We start from the raw sequence: 17,164 nt of genomic DNA on the forward strand, positions 1-17,164 counted from the left end.
ACCTCAGCCGGCACCTACTCTGCGGGGTCCGGCAACACCCGCAGATGGCCCCGCCGACGCCCATTGGACTCCGACCGCCTGGCTGGCGGCGCTATCAGCGCACCGCCGGGTGTACCGGTCAAAGGATCGGAGAACCCCGCCGCCACGCCGTTGATCGACGGGGCGTGGTCGCGGGCCTCACGCACGGCGTCGGCCAGCGCAACGAGATCATCCTCGTCCGGATGTGACGGCAGCGGACCCGCATGGCGAACCAGTTCCCACCCTCGAGGCGCGGTTACGCGGCCGGCGTGGATCACGCACAGGTCCCAAGAATGCGGCTCGGAGACCGTGGCCAGGGGGCCCACCACGGCTGTCGAGTCGGCGTAGACGAAGGTCAGCGTCGCGACCGCATAGTGGGGACACCCGGGCCGGCAGCAGCGACGGGGTACGTTCACGATCGAGAGGTTATCGTGCGCAAACGCCGCCAGCCGCCGGACACGCGCAGTCAGCGGGCGGCCGATCTCCAACCGTTACCCTCCTAGCGTGGCCAAGAGGGGATACCGACATTCGCGCCGCGGCCGCGACATGCGCGGGCCGCTGCTACCCCCGACGGTGCCGGGCTGGCGAAGCCGCGCCGAGCGATTCGACATGGCTGTACTGGAAGCCTATGAGCCGATCGAGCGACGCTGGCAGGACCGCCTGAAGTCGCTAGATGTCGCGGTCGACGAGATTCCCCGGATCTCGCCGAAGGATCCGCAGAGTGTGCAGTGGCCGCCTGAGGTGATAGCCGATGGGCCGATCGCCCTGGCCCGGCTGATACCGGCGGGAGTGGATGTCCGCGGAAACACCACGCGGGCTCGAATTGTATTGTTCCGCAAGCCAATCGAACGACGTGCAAAGGACACCGTCGAGCTCGAAGAGCTGTTGCACGAGATTCTGGTGGCTCAGGTGGCCACGTATCTGGGCGTCGAACCGTCGGTCATCGACCCGACGATCGATGACGAGTAGATCCGTCGGCTCAGATGATCCCGCGCTTGAGGCGGCGGCGTTCCCGTTCCGAGAGCCCGCCCCAGATGCCGAAGCGTTCATCATGCGCAAGGGCGTATTCCAGGCACGCGTCGCGCACCTCGCAGCCCTGGCAGATGCGCTTGGCCTCGCGGGTCGAGCCACCCTTCTCGGGGAAGAACGCCTCTGGGTCGGTCTGCGCGCACAACGCGCGTTCCTGCCAGAGGTCGTCCTCCGGGGTAATTGCCGGCGCCACATCAATCGGATCAGGCACCAGACTCAACTGGGGACGCCGCGGCGTCTCGATCGGTGCCGTTCCGGAATTGGTGTGCGGCGCGCTGTCCACTGAGCCGCCGAATCCGCTGTCGAACCGAATGATGCGATCGAAATCGTGATGCTCAAAAGACATTTTCCGCCTCCTCACCTGGTTTCGTAGATCCCCTATTAGGCCTACACAGCACAGACGTGAGGCCAACTCAATTCGAACAAGTGATCGAATCTCGGTCTGCGGCACCGAAACCGGATGGCCTACCGGGAATGACACTGCTGTGATTACACACGCGTTAGCTGCTGTGGTCAAGCGCTAGAACAGGAATTCATACCATTCCGTGATCCGGAATCGGCGAGTCGTCGTATCGGCGTGTCTGTCACACCCGTGCTGCCCGTCCGCCGCCGCTCCAGACTGACCGCCGCTCGCCGCTCCTGCCTGCCCGCCCGGCCGCCGCTCCTGCCTGACCGCCGCTCGCCGCTCCTGCCTGACCGCGGCTCGCCGCTCCTGGCTGACCGCGGCTCGCCGCGACGGCCTACGCTCGGTCGATGTGAAGGTCACCGTTCTTGTCGGCGGCGTCGGCGGCGCACGCTTCCTCCTCGGGGTGCAACACCTGCTGGGGCTGGGGCAGTTTGGCGTTGGTGGTGCCGGCGAGCATGAAGTGACTGCTGTGGTGAATGTGGGCGACGACGCATGGATGTTCGGCGTACGGATCTGCCCGGACCTCGACACCTGCATGTACACCCTCGGCGGCGGAATCGATCCGGAGCGGGGGTGGGGCCATCGCAACGAAACCTGGCACGCCAAAGAGGAACTCGCGGCGTACGGCGTGCAACCCGACTGGTTCGGCCTCGGCGACCGTGACCTCGCCACCCACCTGGTGCGCACCCAGATGCTGCGCGCGGGCTATCCCCTCTCGCAGGTGACCGAGGCGCTCTGCAAGCGGTGGTCGCCGGGTGCGCGACTGCTGCCGGCCAGTGACGACCGCAGCGAAACCCACGTCGTCATCACCGATCCCGGACCCGGTGAGCATGCCGGACACCAGCGCGCCATCCACTTCCAGGAATGGTGGGTGCGCTACCGCGCCCAGGTCCCGACGCACAGCTTCGCGTTCGTGGGGGCGGAGAAGGCAACGGCCGGGCCCGGCGTCGCCGAGGCCATCGACACCGCCGACGTAGTGCTGCTGGCTCCGTCCAACCCCGTTGTCAGCATCGGCGCCATACTCGCCGTGCCCGGCATGCGGGCCGCGTTGCGCTCCACACCAGCCCCGGTGATCGGCTACTCCCCGATCATCGGCGGAAAGCCGTTGCGCGGCATGGCCGACGAGTGCCTGTCGGTGATCGGCGTCGAGAGCACCTCGGAGGCGGTCGGCAGGCACTACGGTGCGCGCTCGGGCACCGGCATCCTCGACGGCTGGCTGGTGCACGAGAACGACCACGCCGAGATCGACGGGGTGGAGGTCCGATCGGTGCCGTTGTTGATGACCGAGCCCGCGCTCACCGCGCACATGGTGCGCACGGGACTCGAACTCGGCGGGGTCAAGCCATGACCGGCGCCACCCCGACGGCGCCGTCGAGCGGCGACCATGGGTCTGCCGCGGCCGTCGAGTTGCTGCCCGTGCCTGGCCTTCCCGAGTTCCGGCCCGGTGACGACCTGGCCGCGGCCATCGCCTCGGCGGCACCGTGGCTGTGCGACGACGACATCGTGGTCATCACCAGCAAGGTGATCTCGAAGTGCGAGGGCCGCATCGTCGATGCGCCGGCCGACCCAGAGGAACGAGATACACTGCGGCGCAAGCTGATCGACACCGAAGCTGTCCGGGTGCTGGCTCGGAAGGGCCGCACGCTGATCACAGAGAACGCCTACGGACTGGTGCAGGCCGCCGCCGGGGTGGACGGCTCCAACGTGGACTCCGCCGAGTTGGCGCTGCTGCCAGCCGATCCCGACGCCAGCGCCGCTGCCGTGCGGTCGGCCCTGCGGGAGCGCCTCGGGGTGGCGGTCGGGGTCATCGTCACCGACACCATGGGCCGCGCGTGGCGCAACGGCCAGACCGACGTCGCGATCGGGGCGGCCGGACTGACCGTGCTGCACGGCTACGGCGGCACGGTCGACCGGCACGGCAACGAGTTGATCGTCACCGAGATCGCGGTCGCCGACGAGATCGCCGCGGCCGCGGACCTGGTGAAGGGCAAGCTGACCGACATACCCGTCGCGGTGGTGCGCGGGCTGCGGCTGGTCGACGACCGATCGACCGCGCGGACGCTCGTGCGGGCCGGGGCGGAAGACCTGTTCTGGCTCGGCACCGAAGAAGCCATCGCGCTCGGGCTCGAGCGCGGACAGCGCCAAGCTCAGCTGCTGCGACGGTCGGTCCGTCGGTTCTCGGACCAGCCGGTCGCCGCCGAAGTCGTCGAGGCGGCGGTCGCCGAAGCGCTCACCGCACCCGCGCCGCATCACACGCGACCAGTGCGGTTCGTGTGGCTGGCCGACCGGCTGCGACGGCAGGCGCTGCTGGACCGGATGAAGGACAAGTGGCGGGCCGATCTGACTGCCGACGGCCGCCCCGCCGACGCCGTCGAACGCCGCGTCAACCGGGGACAGATCCTCTACGACGCACCGGAAATCGTCATCCCGTTCCTCGTACCCGACGGTGCTCACACCTATCCCGACGAGCAGCGCACGGCCGCCGAGCACACCATGTTCACCGTCGCGGTGGGCGCGGCCGTGCAGGCGCTGCTGGTGGCGCTGGCCGTACGCGGAGTCGGCAGTTGCTGGATCGGGTCGACGATCTTCGCCGCCGACGTAGTGCGCGCGCAGCTGGACCTGCCCGCCGACTGGGAACCGTTGGGCGCGGTCGCGATCGGTTACCCCGAGGAGGGCGCCGCGCCGTCGGGACCGCGCGATCCCGTGCCGGTCGACGGCCTGCTGGTCCGCAAGTGAGCCTGCACGCCTCGGCGGTCGAGACGCTCACGGCGTGGCGGGCGCCGGATCCGGCGCAGGACTCGCTGCGGCACGCCGTGCTGGCCTTCCTGGGCGCCCGCCCCGACGGCTGCCTGCGCGAGTGTGTGCCCGGGCACATCACCGGATCGGCGCTCGTCGTCGACCACACCGGCACGCATGCTCTGCTCACCTTGCATCCGAGGATCGGACGCTGGCTGCAACTCGGCGGGCACTGCGAGGCCGACGACCCCGATGTGGTCTCGGCGGCGCTACGCGAGGCGACCGAGGAGTCCGGCATCGGCGGGTTGGTGATCGACCCGACGCCGGCCGCGCTGCACGTGCACCCGGTGACCTGCTCGCTCGGTGTGCCGACGCGCCACCTCGACGTGCAGTTCCTGGTCCGCGCCCCTGCCGACGCCGAGATCGCCGTCAGCGACGAGTCGTTGGACCTGCGCTGGTGGCCACTCGACGGGCTACCCGACGACCGCGACTTCGGGCTCACCCAACTCGCCGCCGCAGCGAAGTCACGCGCGAAATAGCATTCCCGGTCGTCAGCCGCGGTCGAGCACGACCGTGGCTTCTCACTCGGCGGACTGAGATCAGATGTCGGTGGAGAAGCGGACACCGCCGTCGGGAAGCGTCACACCCGGCCACACCCGCGCCCCGCGCAGCAGTTCGCAGCGCGCCCCGATGTCGGCGCCGTCGCCGATCACGCCGTCGCGGATCAGCGCCCGCGGGCCGATGCGCGCGCCGAAGCCGATGATCGAGCGTTCGATCACCGCGCCCGCGCCGACGCGGGCGCCGTCGAAGATGACCGCACCGTCCAACCGGGCGCCACCTGCGATCTCCGCGCCCCGGCCGACGACGGTGCCGCCGATCAGCAGCGCACCCGGCGCCACACTCGCGCCGTCGTGCACCAGTTCCTCACCGCGGTGCCCGCCGAGGGCCGGCGAGGGCGCGATCCCGCGCACCAGGTCCGCCGACCCGCGCACGAAGTCCTCCGGAGTGCCCATGTCGCGCCAGTACGTCGAGTCGACGTAACCGCAGATGCGCAGACCGTCGGACAACAGGCCCGGGAACACCTCCCGCTCCACCGAGACCGCGCGGTCCTTGGGGATGCGGTCGATGACCTCGCGCTTGAACACGTAACAGCCGGCGTTGATCTGGTCGGTCGGCGGATCCTGCGTCTTCTCCAGGAACGCGGTCACCTGGCCGTCGCCGTCGGTGGGCACGCAGCCGAACGCGCGCGGGTCCCCGACGCGCACCAGGTGCAGCGTGACATCGGCGTCGCTGGCCTGATGGCTGTCCAGGAGCGCGCGCAGGTCGGCGCCGGACAACACGTCGCCGTTGAACACCAGCGCCGTATCGTGGCGCAGCTTGGGCGCGACGTTGGCGATGCCGCCGCCGGTGCCCATGGGCTCGGTCTCGACGACGTAGTCGATCTGCAGGCCCAGCTTGGAGCCGTCGCCGAACTCGGACTCGAAGACACCGGCCTTGTACGAGGTGCCGAGCACGACGTGTTCGATGCCCGCCTCGGCGATGCGCGAGAGGAGGTGCGTCAGGAACGGCAAACCGGCCGTCGGCAACATCGGTTTGGGCGCCGACAGTGTCAGCGGCCGCAGCCGGGTCCCGAGCCCACCGACCAATATGACGGCGTCCACCTGTGCGGGGTTCAGTGCCATCGCTGCCCTCGCCGTCCTTTCGCCCGTTCGCGCCGTGAGTTGCGGACCACCAGACCCGCGCGCGCGGCGAGTGCGGCCTTGATCGTCCAGCGCAGCGGCCCCTGCCACCGCATCGGATACCGATCCGCCAGAAAAGTGTAGGTGCTCTCGTGATGGGCGGCCAAGTTGCGCGCCGGGTCGCGGCCTGTCGCGTGACCCTTGTCGTGCAAAATCTCGGCCGCCGGCACATAGACGTTCTGCCAACCAGCGCGCGAGAGGCGATCACCCAGGTCGACGTCCTCCATGTACATGAAATAGCGCTCGTCGAAGCCGTTGATCTCTTCGAAGGCCGCGCGCCGTAGCAACAGACACGATCCGGAGAGCCAGCCGACGGGGCGTTCGCTGGGCTCCTGCCGCTCCTGGCGGTACTCGGCCGTCCACGGGTTCTTCTTCCAGAACGGACCCACCACGGCGTGCATGCCACCGCGCACCAGGCTCGGCTGGTGGCGCGCCGACGGGTAGACCGAACCGTCCGGATCGCGGATCAACGGGCCGAACGAGCCGGCCCGGGGCCAGCGCGCGGCGGCTTCCAGCAACAGGTCGATGCTGCGCGGGCCCCACTGCACGTCGGGGTTGGCCACCACCAGGAACTCCGCGCAATCTGGGCCGTCCGGATCCGACAGATACTCGTCGACCGCGCGGTTGACCGCCCTGCCGTAGCCGAGGTTGGCGCCGGTGCGCAAGAGCCGGACATTGGGATAGCGCTGCACCGCTTCCTCTGGCGCGCCGTCGGTCGATCCGTTGTCGGCCACGATCACCGTGACCGCGCGGTCGGTGGCGTGTGCCAACGAGGCGAGGAACCGGTCCAGATGCGGTCCCGGCGAATAGGTCACCGTCACCACGATCAGTTCGTCGCTCACGCGAGGGCTGCCTTCCCGCAACTCACGTGAGCCGCAGCCCGTCCGTCATTCACGGCGTAGAGGGTATCGGGCCGCCGTCGGCGGGCGCGGCGAGCGCGGCCGCCACCGCCTCTCGCCAGGAGCGCAGCGGCGTCAGCCCGGCGGCGACCGATCGCTCGATCGACAGCGCCGAATACTGCGGCCGCGGCGCCGGCCGCGGATGGCGGTCGGTGCCAACGGGGCGCACCCGTTGCGGATCGGCGCCGACGGCCTCGAACACGGCCCGCGCCTGCTCGAAGCGACTGGCCTCCCCGGTGTTGGCCGCGTGCACCACCGGCGCGCGGACGGTTCCGTCGGCCACCTCGAGCAGCGCGGCGACCAAGTCCTCGACATACGTCGGCGAGCCGATCTGGTCGGCGACCACTTCCACCGGCTGGTCCCCCGCGGCCAGCCGTCGCATGGTGGCGGCGAAGTCAGCGCCGTCGGCGCCCTCGAAGATCCAGGCGGTGCGGACGACGTGCGCCGACGGCAGCGCGGCGAGCACCGCCGACTCCCCGGCCAGCTTGGTGCGCCCGTATACATTCACCGGCCCGGTGTCGTCGTCGATCTCGTACGGGCGGCGCGGGTCTCCGCAGAACTCGCCCGAGAAGACGTAGTCGGTCGAGATGTGGATAAGCTGCGCCCCGACCTCCGCACAGGCCCGGGCGATGTGCCCGGGCCCATCGCCGTTGACCGCGTAGGCGCGGGCCTCCTCGGCCTCTGCGGCGTCGACCTGGGTGTAGGCGGCACAGTTGACCACCACGTCACCGGCTTCGATGAAGCGGCCCGCCGCGTCGGCGTCGGCGATGTCCCAGTCCGACGACGTCAGCGCCAGCACCTCGCGGCCCTGACCGCGGACGCGGGCCGCCAGGCGCCGGCCGACCATCCCGCCCGCGCCGGGAATAACGATTCGGGCAGACATGATCACGAGTCTGGCACGCCGATCCGCGCTACCGGGTCTGCGCCCCTTCCGCAAGTAGCCTGGGCTGATGCCCGCTCGCATGCTCCGTGTCATCGCCGTGTCGACGGCATTGGCCATCGTGGTGGGAACGGGTGTCGCGTGGGGGAAGATCCGCTCGTTCGAGTCGGGCATCAACCACATCTCGCCGATTGCCCTCGGTGAGGGCGGCGAGGACGGCGCGATCGACGTGCTGCTGGTCGGCATGGACAGCCGCACCGACGCCCATGGCAACCCCCTGTCGCAGCAGGAGCTGGCGACCCTGCGCGCCGGCGACGACGAGGCCACCAACACCGACACCATCATCCTGATCCGCATCCCCAACAACGGGAAGTCCGCGACGGCGATCTCGATCCCCCGCGACTCCTACGTGGAGGCGCCGGGTGTGGGCAAGATGAAGATCAACGGCGTCTACGGCTCCGAACACGCCGAGAAGATGATCGAACTCGTCGAACAGGACGGCATGGACCCGGCCCAGGCTGAGCCCGAGGCGAACGAGGCGGGTCGCGAGGCGTTGATCAAGACCGTCGCAAACCTCACCGGTGTCACCGTCGACCACTACGCCGAGATCGGTCTGCTCGGCTTCGCGTTGATCACCGATGCCCTCGGCGGCGTCAATGTGTGCTTGAAAGATGCTGTCTACGAACCGCTTTCGGGCGCCGACTTCCCCGCGGGGTGGCAGAAGCTCAACGGTCCGCAAGCGCTGAGCTTCGTTCGGCAGCGGCATGACCTGCCACGCGGCGATCTCGACCGGGTGACCCGGCAGCAGGCCGTGATGGCTTCGCTGGCTCACGACGTGATCTCCAGCAAGACCTTGTCGAGTCCCACCACCCTGAACCGCCTACAGGAAGCGGTCCAGCGCTCGGTGGTGCTCTCCGACGGCTGGGACGTCATGGAATTCGCCGAGCAGCTGCAGAAGCTCGCCGCGGGCAATGTCGCGTTCGCGACGGTCCCGGTGCTCGAGGAGGCCGGCTGGAGCGACGACGGTATGCAGAGCGTCGTTCGCGTCGACGCCGGTGAGGTGAAGACCTGGGTCGAGGGTCTGTTGCACGACCAGGACGAGGGCAAGACCGAGGAATTGGCCTACACCCCGGACAAGACCACCGTCGACGTGGTCAACGCCACCGACATCAACGGCCTGGCCGGCGCGGTGTCACAGGTGTTGACCACCAAGGGGTTCACGCCGGGCGGCACCGGCAACCACGAAGGCGCCCCGGTGACCGGCAGCCAGGTGCTGGCGGCCAGGACCGACGACCTCGGCGCTGCCGCCGTTGCCAAGGATCTCGGCGGGCTGCCGGTCGTCGAGGACGCCACGGTAGCGCCGGGGACGGTGCGCGTGGTGCTCGCCGACGACTACACCGGACCGGGATCGGGCCTCGACGGCACCGACCCGCTGCTGGCGACCGACGCCGTCGCCATGGGCGGCGACTCTGCCGAGGGCACGCCGCCGCCGTCACCGATCCTGACCGCCGGCTCGGCCGACCCGGAGTGCGTCAACTAGCCGTGACGACAGTCAGTTCGGCGATTCTCGATCCGCTCATGGCCGCCGACCCCGCCGGTCCGCGGATCACCTACTACGACGACGGCACCGGCGAGCGCATCGAACTGTCGACGGCCACGCTGGCGAACTGGGCGGCCAAGACGGCCAACCTGCTGCGCGACGAGCTCGGCGCCGGCCCGGCCAGTCGTGTGGCGGTCTTGCTGCCCCCGCACTGGCAGACCGCGGCGGTGTTGTTCGGGATCTGGTGGATCGGGGCGGAAGCCGTGCTGGACACCGACCAGGGGCAGGCCGATGTCGCGCTGTGCACCATCGACCGGTTGGCCGACGCCGACAGCGCCGTCGGGATGGGCGAGATCGCGGTGCTGTCGCTGGATCCGTTCGGCAAGCCGGTACCCGACCTGCCCGTCGGGCTGACCGACTACGCGACGGCCGTGCGGGTGCACGGCGATCAGATCGTCCCGGAGCGCCACCCGGGTGCCGCGCTGGCGGGGCGGTCGCCCGACGAGGTCCTCGCGCAGGCGCGGACTTCCGCTGACAGTCGCGGTTTCACAGCGCTTGATCGGGTGTTGTCCACCAAGCAGTGGGCGACACCTACCGAATTGGTCGACAACCTTCTGGCTGTCTTCATCTCAGGGGCGTCGTTGGTGCAGGTTTGCAATCCGGAGCCGACTGCGTTGGACAGGCGCAGACAAGTCGAAAAGGTCAGCCGCGTCATCGAGTGAGCCGCGACGCACGCCGTCTAGGGCGACTTACTCTCCATGATCTGCTGCGCGTTGGCGAAATGCGCGTTGGCCTGCTCGACGTGGGACATGAGTGCCTGTGCATTCGAGGTGGCGTCCGGCCCGAGGCACATGTTCGCCGCGGTGATCAGCTCGCTGACCGCACCTTCCACTTCGGCGGTGAGCGCCTCGTCCGGGCTGGGCAGGGTATTGCGCAGCCGTTGGCTGTTGCTAAGGATCTGTTTGCAGGCGCTGCGCACTCCGTCCATGTTCTGCGCCTGCATCTCGCTAGCCGCAGTCTGCAGCGAACTCTGAATCGCCGTGTAGGGACCCTGAGCTTCGTTCATCCAGCCTGCGGCCGCCGAATCAGCGCGATCGCGCACAGGCGGGCAAGCGGTCCGCGACAGGTTGGGAATGCACTCCACCTGGCCGGGTGTCGCGGGGGCTTGAGCCGTGAACTGCGGTCGCCGCAGATCGAAGCCGCTGTCCCGGTTCGAACCGAACCCTGGAGTCGCAGTCACCGTAGCTGCCGCCTCGGGCGAGAATGGCAGTTGGGCACCTGCCGACATGGTCACCGCGGCCACTATGCCGCCTGCGGCGAGCAGGGCGCTCCCGGCACCGGCCACGACGGCCATCAGCCGCCGCTGTGACGTTCCGCGCCGGCGACCGTCCAGCGCATCTGCCGTCACAGCGCCGCTCTCGTTGTCGCGTTCCATCACGTCCTCTTCCCCACCGACTGAATTAGCTAGCAAATGCAGGGTATAACACCGCCGAGTAATCCGAAACCGACTGCCCGCCCCACCTCGCTCTATCCATCGGATCGGCGTGACGGGTCGTTACTTGAGCAGCGCGCGCGACATGACCACCCGCTGAATCTGGTTCGTACCCTCGTAGATCTGAGTGATCTTGGCGTCGCGCATCATTCGTTCCACCGGGAAGTCCTGCGTGTAGCCGGCACCGCCCAACAACTGCACGGCATCGGTGGTGACCTCCATCGCCACGTCCGAGGCGAGGCATTTGCTCGCCGCCGAGATGAACCCGAGGTCACCCTCCCCGCGTTCTGCGCGCGCTGCAGCGGTGTAGACCATCAGCCGGGCCGCCTCGACCTTCATCGCCATGTCGGCGAGCATGAACTGGACGGCCTGGAATTCGCTGATGGACTGGCCAAACTGCTTGCGGTCTTTGGTGTATTCGATCGCCACGTCGAGAGCGCCTTGCGCGATGCCGACCGCCTGCGCGCCGATGGTCGGCCGGGTGTGATCCAGAGTGGCCAGCGCTGTCTTGAAGCCCGTTCCGGGCTCGCCGATGATCCGGTCACCCGGAACTCGGCAGTTCTCGAAGTACAGTTCGGCGGTCGGCGAGCCCTTGATGCCGAGCTTCTTCTCCTTGGCGCCGACCGTGAAACCCTCGTCATCGGCGTGCACCATGAATGCCGAAATACCGTTGGCTCCTTTGTCGGGGTCGGTCACCGCCATCACGGTGTACCAGGAGGACTTCCCGCCGTTGGTGATCCACGCCTTTCCGCCGTTGAGAATCCAGTCGTCGCCATCGGCCTTCGCGCGGGTGCGCATTGACGCCGCGTCGCTGCCCGCCTCCCGCTCAGAGAGGGCGTACGAGGCAAGTTGCCCCTCGACAAGGTCGGGCAACACCTTCTTCTTCAGGTCATCCGAGCCGCGCAGAATCAAGCCCATGGTGCCAAGCTTGTTCACGGCGGGGATGAGCGACGCCGACGCGTCCACCCGGGCCACCTCTTCGATGACGATGCACGTCGCCACCGAGTCGGCCCCCTGCCCGCCGTAATCCTCGGGCACGTGAACCGCGTTGAACCCCGAGGCGTTGAGCGCCTCCAGCGCCTCCTGGGGGAATCGGGAGTTCTCGTCGACGTCAGCGGCGTGGGGCGCGATCTCCTTCTCCGCCAGCGCCCGGATGGCGGCACGCAGCTCATGGTGCTCCTCGGGCAACTGAAAAAGATCAAACGACGGGTTTCCACTCCATTGAGCCATCGTTGCCTCCTAGCTACTCACCGGTAACTTTACCGTGTTTGCGGCTGCGTTCAGTAATCGAGCAAGCGCTCGCGCAACGCCGCGTCCTTCTGCAGCACCGCCGTCTCGAGGTCGGCCTGAAATGCTTCGATGCGCCCACGCAACTGCGGGTCGCCCGATCCCAGGATGCGCACCGCGAGCAACCCCGCGTTGCGGGCCCCACCGATCGACACCGTTGCGACGGGCACCCCCGCCGGCATCTGCACGATCGACAGCAAGGAGTCGAGCCCGTCGAGCCTGTCCAAAGGTACCGGTACCCCGACGACCGGAAGTGGAGTGGCGGCAGCCACCATGCCGGGCAGATGCGCAGCGCCTCCGGCGCCCGCGATGATCACCTCGATGCCTCGGGGGGCCGCGCCGCGGGCGTAGTCCAGCATCCGACCGGGAGTCCGATGCGCTGACACCACGCCCACCTCGAACGGAATGTCGAATTCGCTGAGCGCAACGGCGGCGTCCTGCATCACCGGCCAGTCGCTGTCACTGCCCATGATCACACCGACCCGAGGCGTGGACCGTTCATCAGCCATGCGCATCCCATCCATCGTCCCATTCCGCATGTGACAGCCAACGTGCCGCGCGCCGCGCCCGCTCGCGCAACTCCGTCACGGCGCCGTCTCCTCCAGTCACGTTCACGTGACCGAGTTTGCGACCCGGTCGCTCGGCCTTGCCGTAAAGGTGGACCTTGACCTCCGGCATCCGGGCGAAAAGATGATGGAGGCGTTCATCGAGACTAATGGTGGGTGGCTGCGCCGCGCCGAGGACGTTGGCCATCACCGTCACCGGCCAGATCGGCGTGGTGTCACCCAACGGATAGTCGAGCACCGCCCGGAGGTGTTGCTCGAACTGGCTCGTACGTGCGCCGTCCATCGTCCAGTGGCCGGAGTTGTGCGGTCGCATCGCCAACTCGTTGACCAAGAGCCTGCCGTCGACGGTCTCGAACAGCTCGACGGCGAGCAGCCCCACCACCTTGAGTTCGTCGGCAAGCCGCAGTGCCAGTTGCGCTGCGCCGATACCGAGCTCACTGTCGAGATCGGGGGCGGGGGCGACCACCTCCACACAGATCCCGTCATGCTGCACGGTCTCCACGACGGGCCACGCCGCGCCCTGCCCGAACTGCGAGCGCGCCACCAGCGCCGCGAGTTCCCGGCGCATCAGAACCTTCTCCTCCACCAGCACGGCAACGCCGTCGGCCAGGTATCGCTCCACTGTTCGACGGGCCTCGGCGAGGTCGCCGGCCAACGTCACACCACGTCCGTCGTAGCCGCCGCGCGCCGCCTTTACCACCATCGACTCCCCCACGGTTGCCGCGAACCCGTCGAGGTCGGCGACATCGGTGATCTCCGCGAATCGCGGCACCGGCGCGCCGAGCGCGGCCAACCGGCGCCGCATCACCAGCTTGTCTTGGGCGTGGATCAGCGCCGACGGCGGCGGTGCGACGGTGACGCCCTCGGCGACGAGTTCTTCAAGTAACTCGCCGGGCACATGCTCGTGGTCGAAGGTCACCGCGGTCACTCCCGCGGCGACGCGGCGCAGCGCGTCAAGATCGTCGTGGGCGCCGATGACCGTGTCGGGGGTGACCTGGGCCGCCGCATCGTCGGGGGTAGCGGCCAGTACGCGCAGCGTTTGACCGAGCGCAATGGCAGCCTGATGGGTCATTCGGGACAGTTGCCCACCGCCGATCATGGCGACCACCGGGGGTGCACTCGGATTCCCTGGCACCCGCATATGGTGTCATGCGTCGGGTAGCTGATTTACCGCGGTCACCTGCGCGAGTTCCCGTCAAAGGCCGGTTTTCCGTAGACTGCGCAGTTGTGTCCTTCACCGATGCCACGATCGCGCGGCTGCCGCGTCCGATCCGGCCCTACTTCGAACGACACCACGAGCTCATCAAATTTGCGATCGTCGGCGCGACCACCTTCGTCATCGACTCAACGGTGTTCTACACGCTGAAGCTGACGGTATTGGAGCCCAAGCCGGTAACAGCCAAGATCATCGCTGGCATCGTGGCGGTCATCGCGTCCTACATACTCAACCGCGAATGGAGTTTTCGGGACCGCGGTGGGCGCGAGCGCCATCACGAGGCCCTGATGTTCTTCGGGTTCAGCGGTGTCGGGGTGTTGCTGTCGATGGCCCCGCTGTGGTTCTCCAGCTATGTGCTGCAGCTACGCGTACCCGATGTGTCGCTGACCGTCGAGAACGTCGCCGACTTCATTTCCGCCTACATCATCGGCAACCTGTTGCAGATGGCCTTCCGGTTCTGGGCGTTCCGCCGCTGGGTGTTCCCAGACGAGTTCGGCCGCAATCCGGACAAGGCCATCGAGTCGCTCACGGCGGGCGGCATCGCCGAGGTGCTGGAGGACCAGCGCGATCCGAGCCTGCGCGAAGGCAACGTAACCCCGCTGCGTCGCCCCGGTCGGCGCGCACGGCGACATCCTCAGCTTGGCGATGCCCCGGAACCCAGAGTGTCGAAAACCTCGTGATACAACAAGGAATGGACACGCTCGACGCGCGGGATGTCCTGGAAGTGGAGAGGATCCTGCGCCGCTGACTCGATGATCAGCGTGCCGGTCCGCAACATTCGGTCGATAAGACCATGGCGGAACTCGACACTGTTGATCCGCGACAACGGGATGTCGATGCCTGCACGAGTGATCAGGCCGTGGCGGAACATGACCCGTCGGTCGGTGACGACGAAATGGGTTGTCAGCCAATTGAGGAAAGGCCAGACCACCAGCCAACCCACGATCAACAGCCAGACAGCCAAGATGACGAGTAGGACGACCTGCCTGGCGGTGGTGTCCCAATTCGTGCTGCTGACGTAACCGGCCCCGAGGGCCGACACGGCGGTGATGACCATCAAGACGAGCACCGGTACGGTCAAGCGCTTCCAGTGCGGATGCCGGTGGAGGACCACATGTTCGTCGTGGGCCAGCACGTTCTCCGGATAAGCCACTGCTGGACTGTACAGCTTTGCGGCCTACTTCTTGTTGACGACTCCGACCACCGAGCCCTTTTCAGCTTCGATCAACGCCAACGGCTCCAGCGCGGCGCGTCGGCAGAAATCGACGAACGCGACGTTGGCATCGGCGTCATCGGCGACCAGTACTCCGCTGTCCGCCAGGTATGGCCACACGTGATGGAACTCGAACGTCATCGTCTCCGCAGTGTGTAGCCCGTCGTGCACGAACATGTCGATGGCGCCGAGTTCAGCCAGCAGCGGCGGCAGCCCCCGGCGGCTCGAAGACCTGATGTAGGTCCATCGCCCTTTCAGGCGTTCCGGAACGGCATCACCGGTCTCCACCTGCCAGTCGCCGCGCACCGGCGGCAAATCGATGCTCCAGAGTTGACCTTCACCGTTGGCTGCCAGCGCACCGAGTTGAAAGGCTGACGAGATTCCGCGGGCCACCCCCGTCTCGACGATCCTGGCGGGTTTGCGGTGCCTGATGAGGATCCAGAGCGTCTGCGCCAAAGTGTTGCCGCCATCATGAAGATGCTCTTCGGACAGACGAGAATTCACCTCGGCGGTCATCGCTGCGATCTCCTCCGCGCAGCTACTGCACGCCGAAACCCCGCAGCTCACGTGCACCGCGTCGTAGACGTCAGTCCGCGCATCGGCGATCTCAGCGTGCGGACCCATCCGCCGCACCTCGCGCATGCCTTCGAACCTGTCGACGAGCTCGAGGGGCCGCGTCACCGCCAGACGTGCAGCGGCAACCGCCACCGAAAGCGAATTCAACGCCATAACAGAACCATAACGTGCACGCCGAGCATCACCGAAAGCTACTTCGCCGCGTTCTTGTTCCGGCGGCGGATCACCGCACGACCGCCGCGGTTCGGCGCGGCCGCTACGCCGCGGTTGCGCCATTTCTCCGCCGGCGCGGCAGTGGGTTCCAGCCGAACCTCTCGCAGCATCGTCGTCAACACGCCGTTCATCTCCATGTTCGCAAACGCCGCGCCGATACAACGCCGGTTTCCGCCGCCGAACGGCACCCATGCATATAAGTCGGGCTTGTCGTGAAGGAATCGATCGGGGTTGAACCGGTGGGCCTCCGGATATACGGCTTCGTTCTGGTGGATGAGGCCGATGTCGACGCGAATGATGTTGTCCTTCGGGATTACCCACTCGCCGATCGTCACCGGCTCCTCAATCACCTGGCGCGCGCAGGCGTCGATGACCGGACGGCAGCGCTGAACTTCGTTGATCGTGGCTTGAAGCAAATCAGAACCACCAGCGTCGATCTCGTCGGTCAACCGGGACAGGATGTCCGGATGGCGGCGCAGCCGCTCCACCGCCCACGCCAACGACGTGGCCGTGGTCTCGTGACCAGCGGCGAGTAAGGTGAACATCTCATCCGCCATTTCGGTCAGCGACATCGGTGTGCCGTCTTCGTAGGTGGATTGCACCAACAGCGAGAGCACGTCGACTCGCTCTTCGAAATTCGGATCCTTTTTGATGTCTTCGACGAGCGAACGGATGACGCCATCGAACTCGCGCCGTGAAGTCATATAGCGGCCCCACGGGCTCCGTGGGCCCCAGTCATGACGCAACTGCGGCAGGATTGCCATCACCGACGCCCGCTTCATGAGCCGCGGCATGAGTTCGCGCAAGGTGTCGAGTTCGGTGCCCTCCGCTCCGAACACCGCCCGCAAGATGGAGTTGAGGGTGATGCGCATCATCGACTCCAGCACCGGGAACTCCTCGCCCTCCGGCCATGAGGCGATCTCCTTGAGCGCCTCCTCCTCGACGACACCCTCATTGGCCCGCATCCGGTTGCCATGAAACGACGGGACGAGCAACTTGCGGCGACGGCGGTGGTCCTCCCCGTGCAGTCCGAACGTAGAACCAGGCCCAAATACGACATCGAGGTTGGGCTCGACGCCCTGCACCAACGTTGTCGACGTCTGGAACAGCTCTTTCACCAACGCTGGATCGCTGAGCACCACCATGGGACGAAACGGCAGCGTCATGGTGAACTCGGTGCCGTAGCGTTTGGCAAGCGACTCCATCACGCGGCGCCTGGCGACCAGGAACGCGATGCCTTGCGCGTAGACCGGCCACTTCGGTCCAGGTGGCAGCCGCACGGACTGCGCGATCGCACTACTCATAATGCCGCCACCATGGACACCGCCGAAGCTGCTGTTCTCAACATCCGGCC

General features: G+C 67.5%; 20 protein-coding genes. 7 read left to right on the forward strand and 13 right to left on the reverse strand.

From position 1 onward, the window contains the following. Positions 1-14: 14 nt before the first annotated feature. Complete coding sequence (locus K3G64_RS02520) at positions 15-434, reverse strand: DUF3499 domain-containing protein (protein ID WP_238888764.1); 420 nt, start codon at positions 432-434, stop codon at positions 15-17. 130 nt (positions 435-564) lie between these two features. Between K3G64_RS02520 and K3G64_RS02525 the strand changes: the two genes are divergently transcribed. Beyond that, complete coding sequence (locus tag K3G64_RS02525) at positions 565-987, forward strand: metallopeptidase family protein (protein ID WP_238950356.1); 423 nt, start codon at positions 565-567, stop codon at positions 985-987. A 10-nt stretch (positions 988-997) separates the two neighbouring features. On the opposite strand, the gene K3G64_RS02530 is transcribed toward K3G64_RS02525, so the two are convergent. Both K3G64_RS02530 and K3G64_RS25520 read right to left on the reverse strand, forming a co-directional pair. Continuing rightward, entirely contained in the window at positions 998-1,261 is a 264-nt protein-coding gene (locus K3G64_RS02530; RefSeq protein WP_370647156.1) for a WhiB family transcriptional regulator, read from the reverse strand. A 526-nt stretch (positions 1,262-1,787) separates the two neighbouring features. Beyond that, entirely contained in the window at positions 1,788-1,910 is a 123-nt protein-coding gene (locus K3G64_RS25520) for a hypothetical protein (protein WP_255728153.1), read from the reverse strand. On the opposite strand from K3G64_RS25520, the gene cofD reads away from it, so the two are divergent. The 3 genes from cofD to K3G64_RS02545 are packed head-to-tail and all read left to right on the forward strand — an operon-like array spanning position 1,857 to position 4,728. Beyond that, entirely contained in the window at positions 1,857-2,801 is a 945-nt protein-coding gene (cofD, locus tag K3G64_RS02535) for a 2-phospho-L-lactate transferase (RefSeq protein ID WP_238950360.1), read from the forward strand. The two genes, K3G64_RS25520 and cofD, sit on opposite strands and share 54 nt — an antisense overlap. Then, positions 2,798-4,189, forward strand: a complete 1,392-nt coding sequence (locus K3G64_RS02540; RefSeq protein WP_238888766.1) for a coenzyme F420-0:L-glutamate ligase — start codon at positions 2,798-2,800, stop codon at positions 4,187-4,189. Before cofD ends, K3G64_RS02540 begins: the two co-directional genes overlap by 4 nt. Continuing rightward, entirely contained in the window at positions 4,186-4,728 is a 543-nt protein-coding gene (locus tag K3G64_RS02545; RefSeq protein WP_238888768.1) for an NUDIX hydrolase, read from the forward strand. Before K3G64_RS02540 ends, K3G64_RS02545 begins: the two co-directional genes overlap by 4 nt. A 60-nt stretch (positions 4,729-4,788) precedes the next feature. On the opposite strand, the gene K3G64_RS02550 is transcribed toward K3G64_RS02545, so the two are convergent. The 3 genes from K3G64_RS02550 to rfbD are packed head-to-tail and all read right to left on the reverse strand — an operon-like array spanning position 4,789 to position 7,710. After that, a complete protein-coding gene (locus K3G64_RS02550) occupies positions 4,789-5,871 on the reverse strand; it encodes a sugar phosphate nucleotidyltransferase (RefSeq protein ID WP_370647068.1) in 1,083 nt (360 codons plus the stop codon). After that, positions 5,862-6,770, reverse strand: coding sequence for a glycosyltransferase family 2 protein (locus K3G64_RS02555; protein ID WP_238888771.1), 909 nt, complete (start codon positions 6,768-6,770; stop codon positions 5,862-5,864). The genes K3G64_RS02550 and K3G64_RS02555 overlap by 10 nt, the downstream gene beginning before the upstream one ends. 49 nt (positions 6,771-6,819) lie before the next feature. Next, positions 6,820-7,710 (reverse strand): dTDP-4-dehydrorhamnose reductase, encoded by an 891-nt coding sequence (rfbD, locus tag K3G64_RS02560; protein WP_238888773.1) that lies wholly within the window; start codon positions 7,708-7,710, stop codon positions 6,820-6,822. A gap of 67 nt (positions 7,711-7,777) precedes the next feature. On the opposite strand from rfbD, the gene K3G64_RS02565 reads away from it, so the two are divergent. After that, a complete protein-coding gene (locus K3G64_RS02565) occupies positions 7,778-9,247 on the forward strand; it encodes an LCP family protein (protein ID WP_305071271.1) in 1,470 nt (489 codons plus the stop codon). A 2-nt stretch (positions 9,248-9,249) separates the two neighbouring features. Beyond that, a complete protein-coding gene (locus K3G64_RS02570) occupies positions 9,250-9,969 on the forward strand; it encodes a TIGR03089 family protein (protein ID WP_238888775.1) in 720 nt (239 codons plus the stop codon). A gap of 17 nt (positions 9,970-9,986) precedes the next feature. Here K3G64_RS02570 and K3G64_RS02575 read toward each other — a convergent pair whose 3' ends face one another. The 4 genes from K3G64_RS02575 to K3G64_RS02590 form a co-directional block, all read right to left on the reverse strand. Next, positions 9,987-10,601 carry a hypothetical protein gene (locus tag K3G64_RS02575; RefSeq protein ID WP_238888777.1) on the reverse strand — a complete coding sequence of 205 codons (615 nt, stop codon included), beginning with the start codon at positions 10,599-10,601 and terminating at the stop codon, positions 9,987-9,989. A gap of 201 nt (positions 10,602-10,802) precedes the next feature. Further along, entirely contained in the window at positions 10,803-11,969 is a 1,167-nt protein-coding gene (locus K3G64_RS02580) for an acyl-CoA dehydrogenase (RefSeq protein WP_238888778.1), read from the reverse strand. Between the two features lie 50 nt (positions 11,970-12,019). Next, positions 12,020-12,541: a 5-(carboxyamino)imidazole ribonucleotide mutase gene (purE, locus tag K3G64_RS02585; RefSeq protein ID WP_238888779.1), complete on the reverse strand. Its 522-nt coding sequence runs from the start codon at positions 12,539-12,541 to the stop codon at positions 12,020-12,022. Further along, positions 12,528-13,691, reverse strand: coding sequence for a 5-(carboxyamino)imidazole ribonucleotide synthase (locus tag K3G64_RS02590; protein WP_238950365.1), 1,164 nt, complete (start codon positions 13,689-13,691; stop codon positions 12,528-12,530). The genes purE and K3G64_RS02590 overlap by 14 nt, the downstream gene beginning before the upstream one ends. Before the next feature lie 128 nt (positions 13,692-13,819). On the opposite strand from K3G64_RS02590, the gene K3G64_RS02595 reads away from it, so the two are divergent. Then, positions 13,820-14,488: a GtrA family protein gene (locus K3G64_RS02595; RefSeq protein ID WP_238888780.1), complete on the forward strand. Its 669-nt coding sequence runs from the start codon at positions 13,820-13,822 to the stop codon at positions 14,486-14,488. Here K3G64_RS02595 and K3G64_RS02600 read toward each other — a convergent pair. The 3 genes from K3G64_RS02600 to K3G64_RS02610 are packed head-to-tail and all read right to left on the reverse strand — an operon-like array spanning position 14,443 to position 17,114. Beyond that, on the reverse strand, positions 14,443-14,961 hold the full coding sequence (locus K3G64_RS02600) for a PH domain-containing protein (RefSeq protein WP_238888781.1): 519 nt from the start codon (positions 14,959-14,961) through the stop codon (positions 14,443-14,445). The two genes, K3G64_RS02595 and K3G64_RS02600, sit on opposite strands and share 46 nt — an antisense overlap. A 24-nt stretch (positions 14,962-14,985) precedes the next feature. Further along, on the reverse strand, positions 14,986-15,873 hold the full coding sequence (locus tag K3G64_RS02605; RefSeq protein ID WP_238888782.1) for a class I SAM-dependent methyltransferase: 888 nt from the start codon (positions 15,871-15,873) through the stop codon (positions 14,986-14,988). Next, positions 15,789-17,114 (reverse strand): cytochrome P450, encoded by a 1,326-nt coding sequence (locus K3G64_RS02610; RefSeq protein WP_238888783.1) that lies wholly within the window; start codon positions 17,112-17,114, stop codon positions 15,789-15,791. The genes K3G64_RS02605 and K3G64_RS02610 overlap by 85 nt, the downstream gene beginning before the upstream one ends. Positions 17,115-17,164: the final 50 nt, after the last annotated feature.

Source organism: Mycobacterium sp. IDR2000157661 (assembly GCF_022317005.1).
Classification (GTDB): Bacteria; Actinomycetota; Actinomycetes; order Mycobacteriales; family Mycobacteriaceae; genus Mycobacterium.

What these genes read in the sequence shown, in the direction of transcription:
- K3G64_RS02525 (WP_238950356.1), top strand. Translation starts at nt 565, where the DNA reads ATGCGCGGGCCGCTGCTACCCCCGACGGTGCCGGGCTGGCGAAGCCGC.
- K3G64_RS25520 (WP_255728153.1), bottom strand. Translation starts at nt 1,910, where the DNA reads ATGCTCGCCGGCACCACCAACGCCAAACTGCCCCAGCCCCAGCAGGTG.
- K3G64_RS02540 (WP_238888766.1), top strand. Translation starts at nt 2,798, where the DNA reads ATGACCGGCGCCACCCCGACGGCGCCGTCGAGCGGCGACCATGGGTCT.
- K3G64_RS02550 (WP_370647068.1), bottom strand. Translation starts at nt 5,871, where the DNA reads ATGGCACTGAACCCCGCACAGGTGGACGCCGTCATATTGGTCGGTGGG.
- rfbD (WP_238888773.1), bottom strand. Translation starts at nt 7,710, where the DNA reads ATGTCTGCCCGAATCGTTATTCCCGGCGCGGGCGGGATGGTCGGCCGG.
- K3G64_RS02565 (WP_305071271.1), top strand. Translation starts at nt 7,778, where the DNA reads ATGCCCGCTCGCATGCTCCGTGTCATCGCCGTGTCGACGGCATTGGCC.
- K3G64_RS02575 (WP_238888777.1), bottom strand. Translation starts at nt 10,601, where the DNA reads ATGGCCGTCGTGGCCGGTGCCGGGAGCGCCCTGCTCGCCGCAGGCGGC.
- K3G64_RS02580 (WP_238888778.1), bottom strand. Translation starts at nt 11,969, where the DNA reads ATGGCTCAATGGAGTGGAAACCCGTCGTTTGATCTTTTTCAGTTGCCC.
- purE (WP_238888779.1), bottom strand. Translation starts at nt 12,541, where the DNA reads ATGCGCATGGCTGATGAACGGTCCACGCCTCGGGTCGGTGTGATCATG.
- K3G64_RS02590 (WP_238950365.1), bottom strand. Translation starts at nt 13,691, where the DNA reads ATGATCGGCGGTGGGCAACTGTCCCGAATGACCCATCAGGCTGCCATT.
- K3G64_RS02605 (WP_238888782.1), bottom strand. Translation starts at nt 15,873, where the DNA reads ATGGCGCAACCGCGGCGTAGCGGCCGCGCCGAACCGCGGCGGTCGTGC.
- K3G64_RS02610 (WP_238888783.1), bottom strand. Translation starts at nt 17,114, where the DNA reads ATGAGTAGTGCGATCGCGCAGTCCGTGCGGCTGCCACCTGGACCGAAG.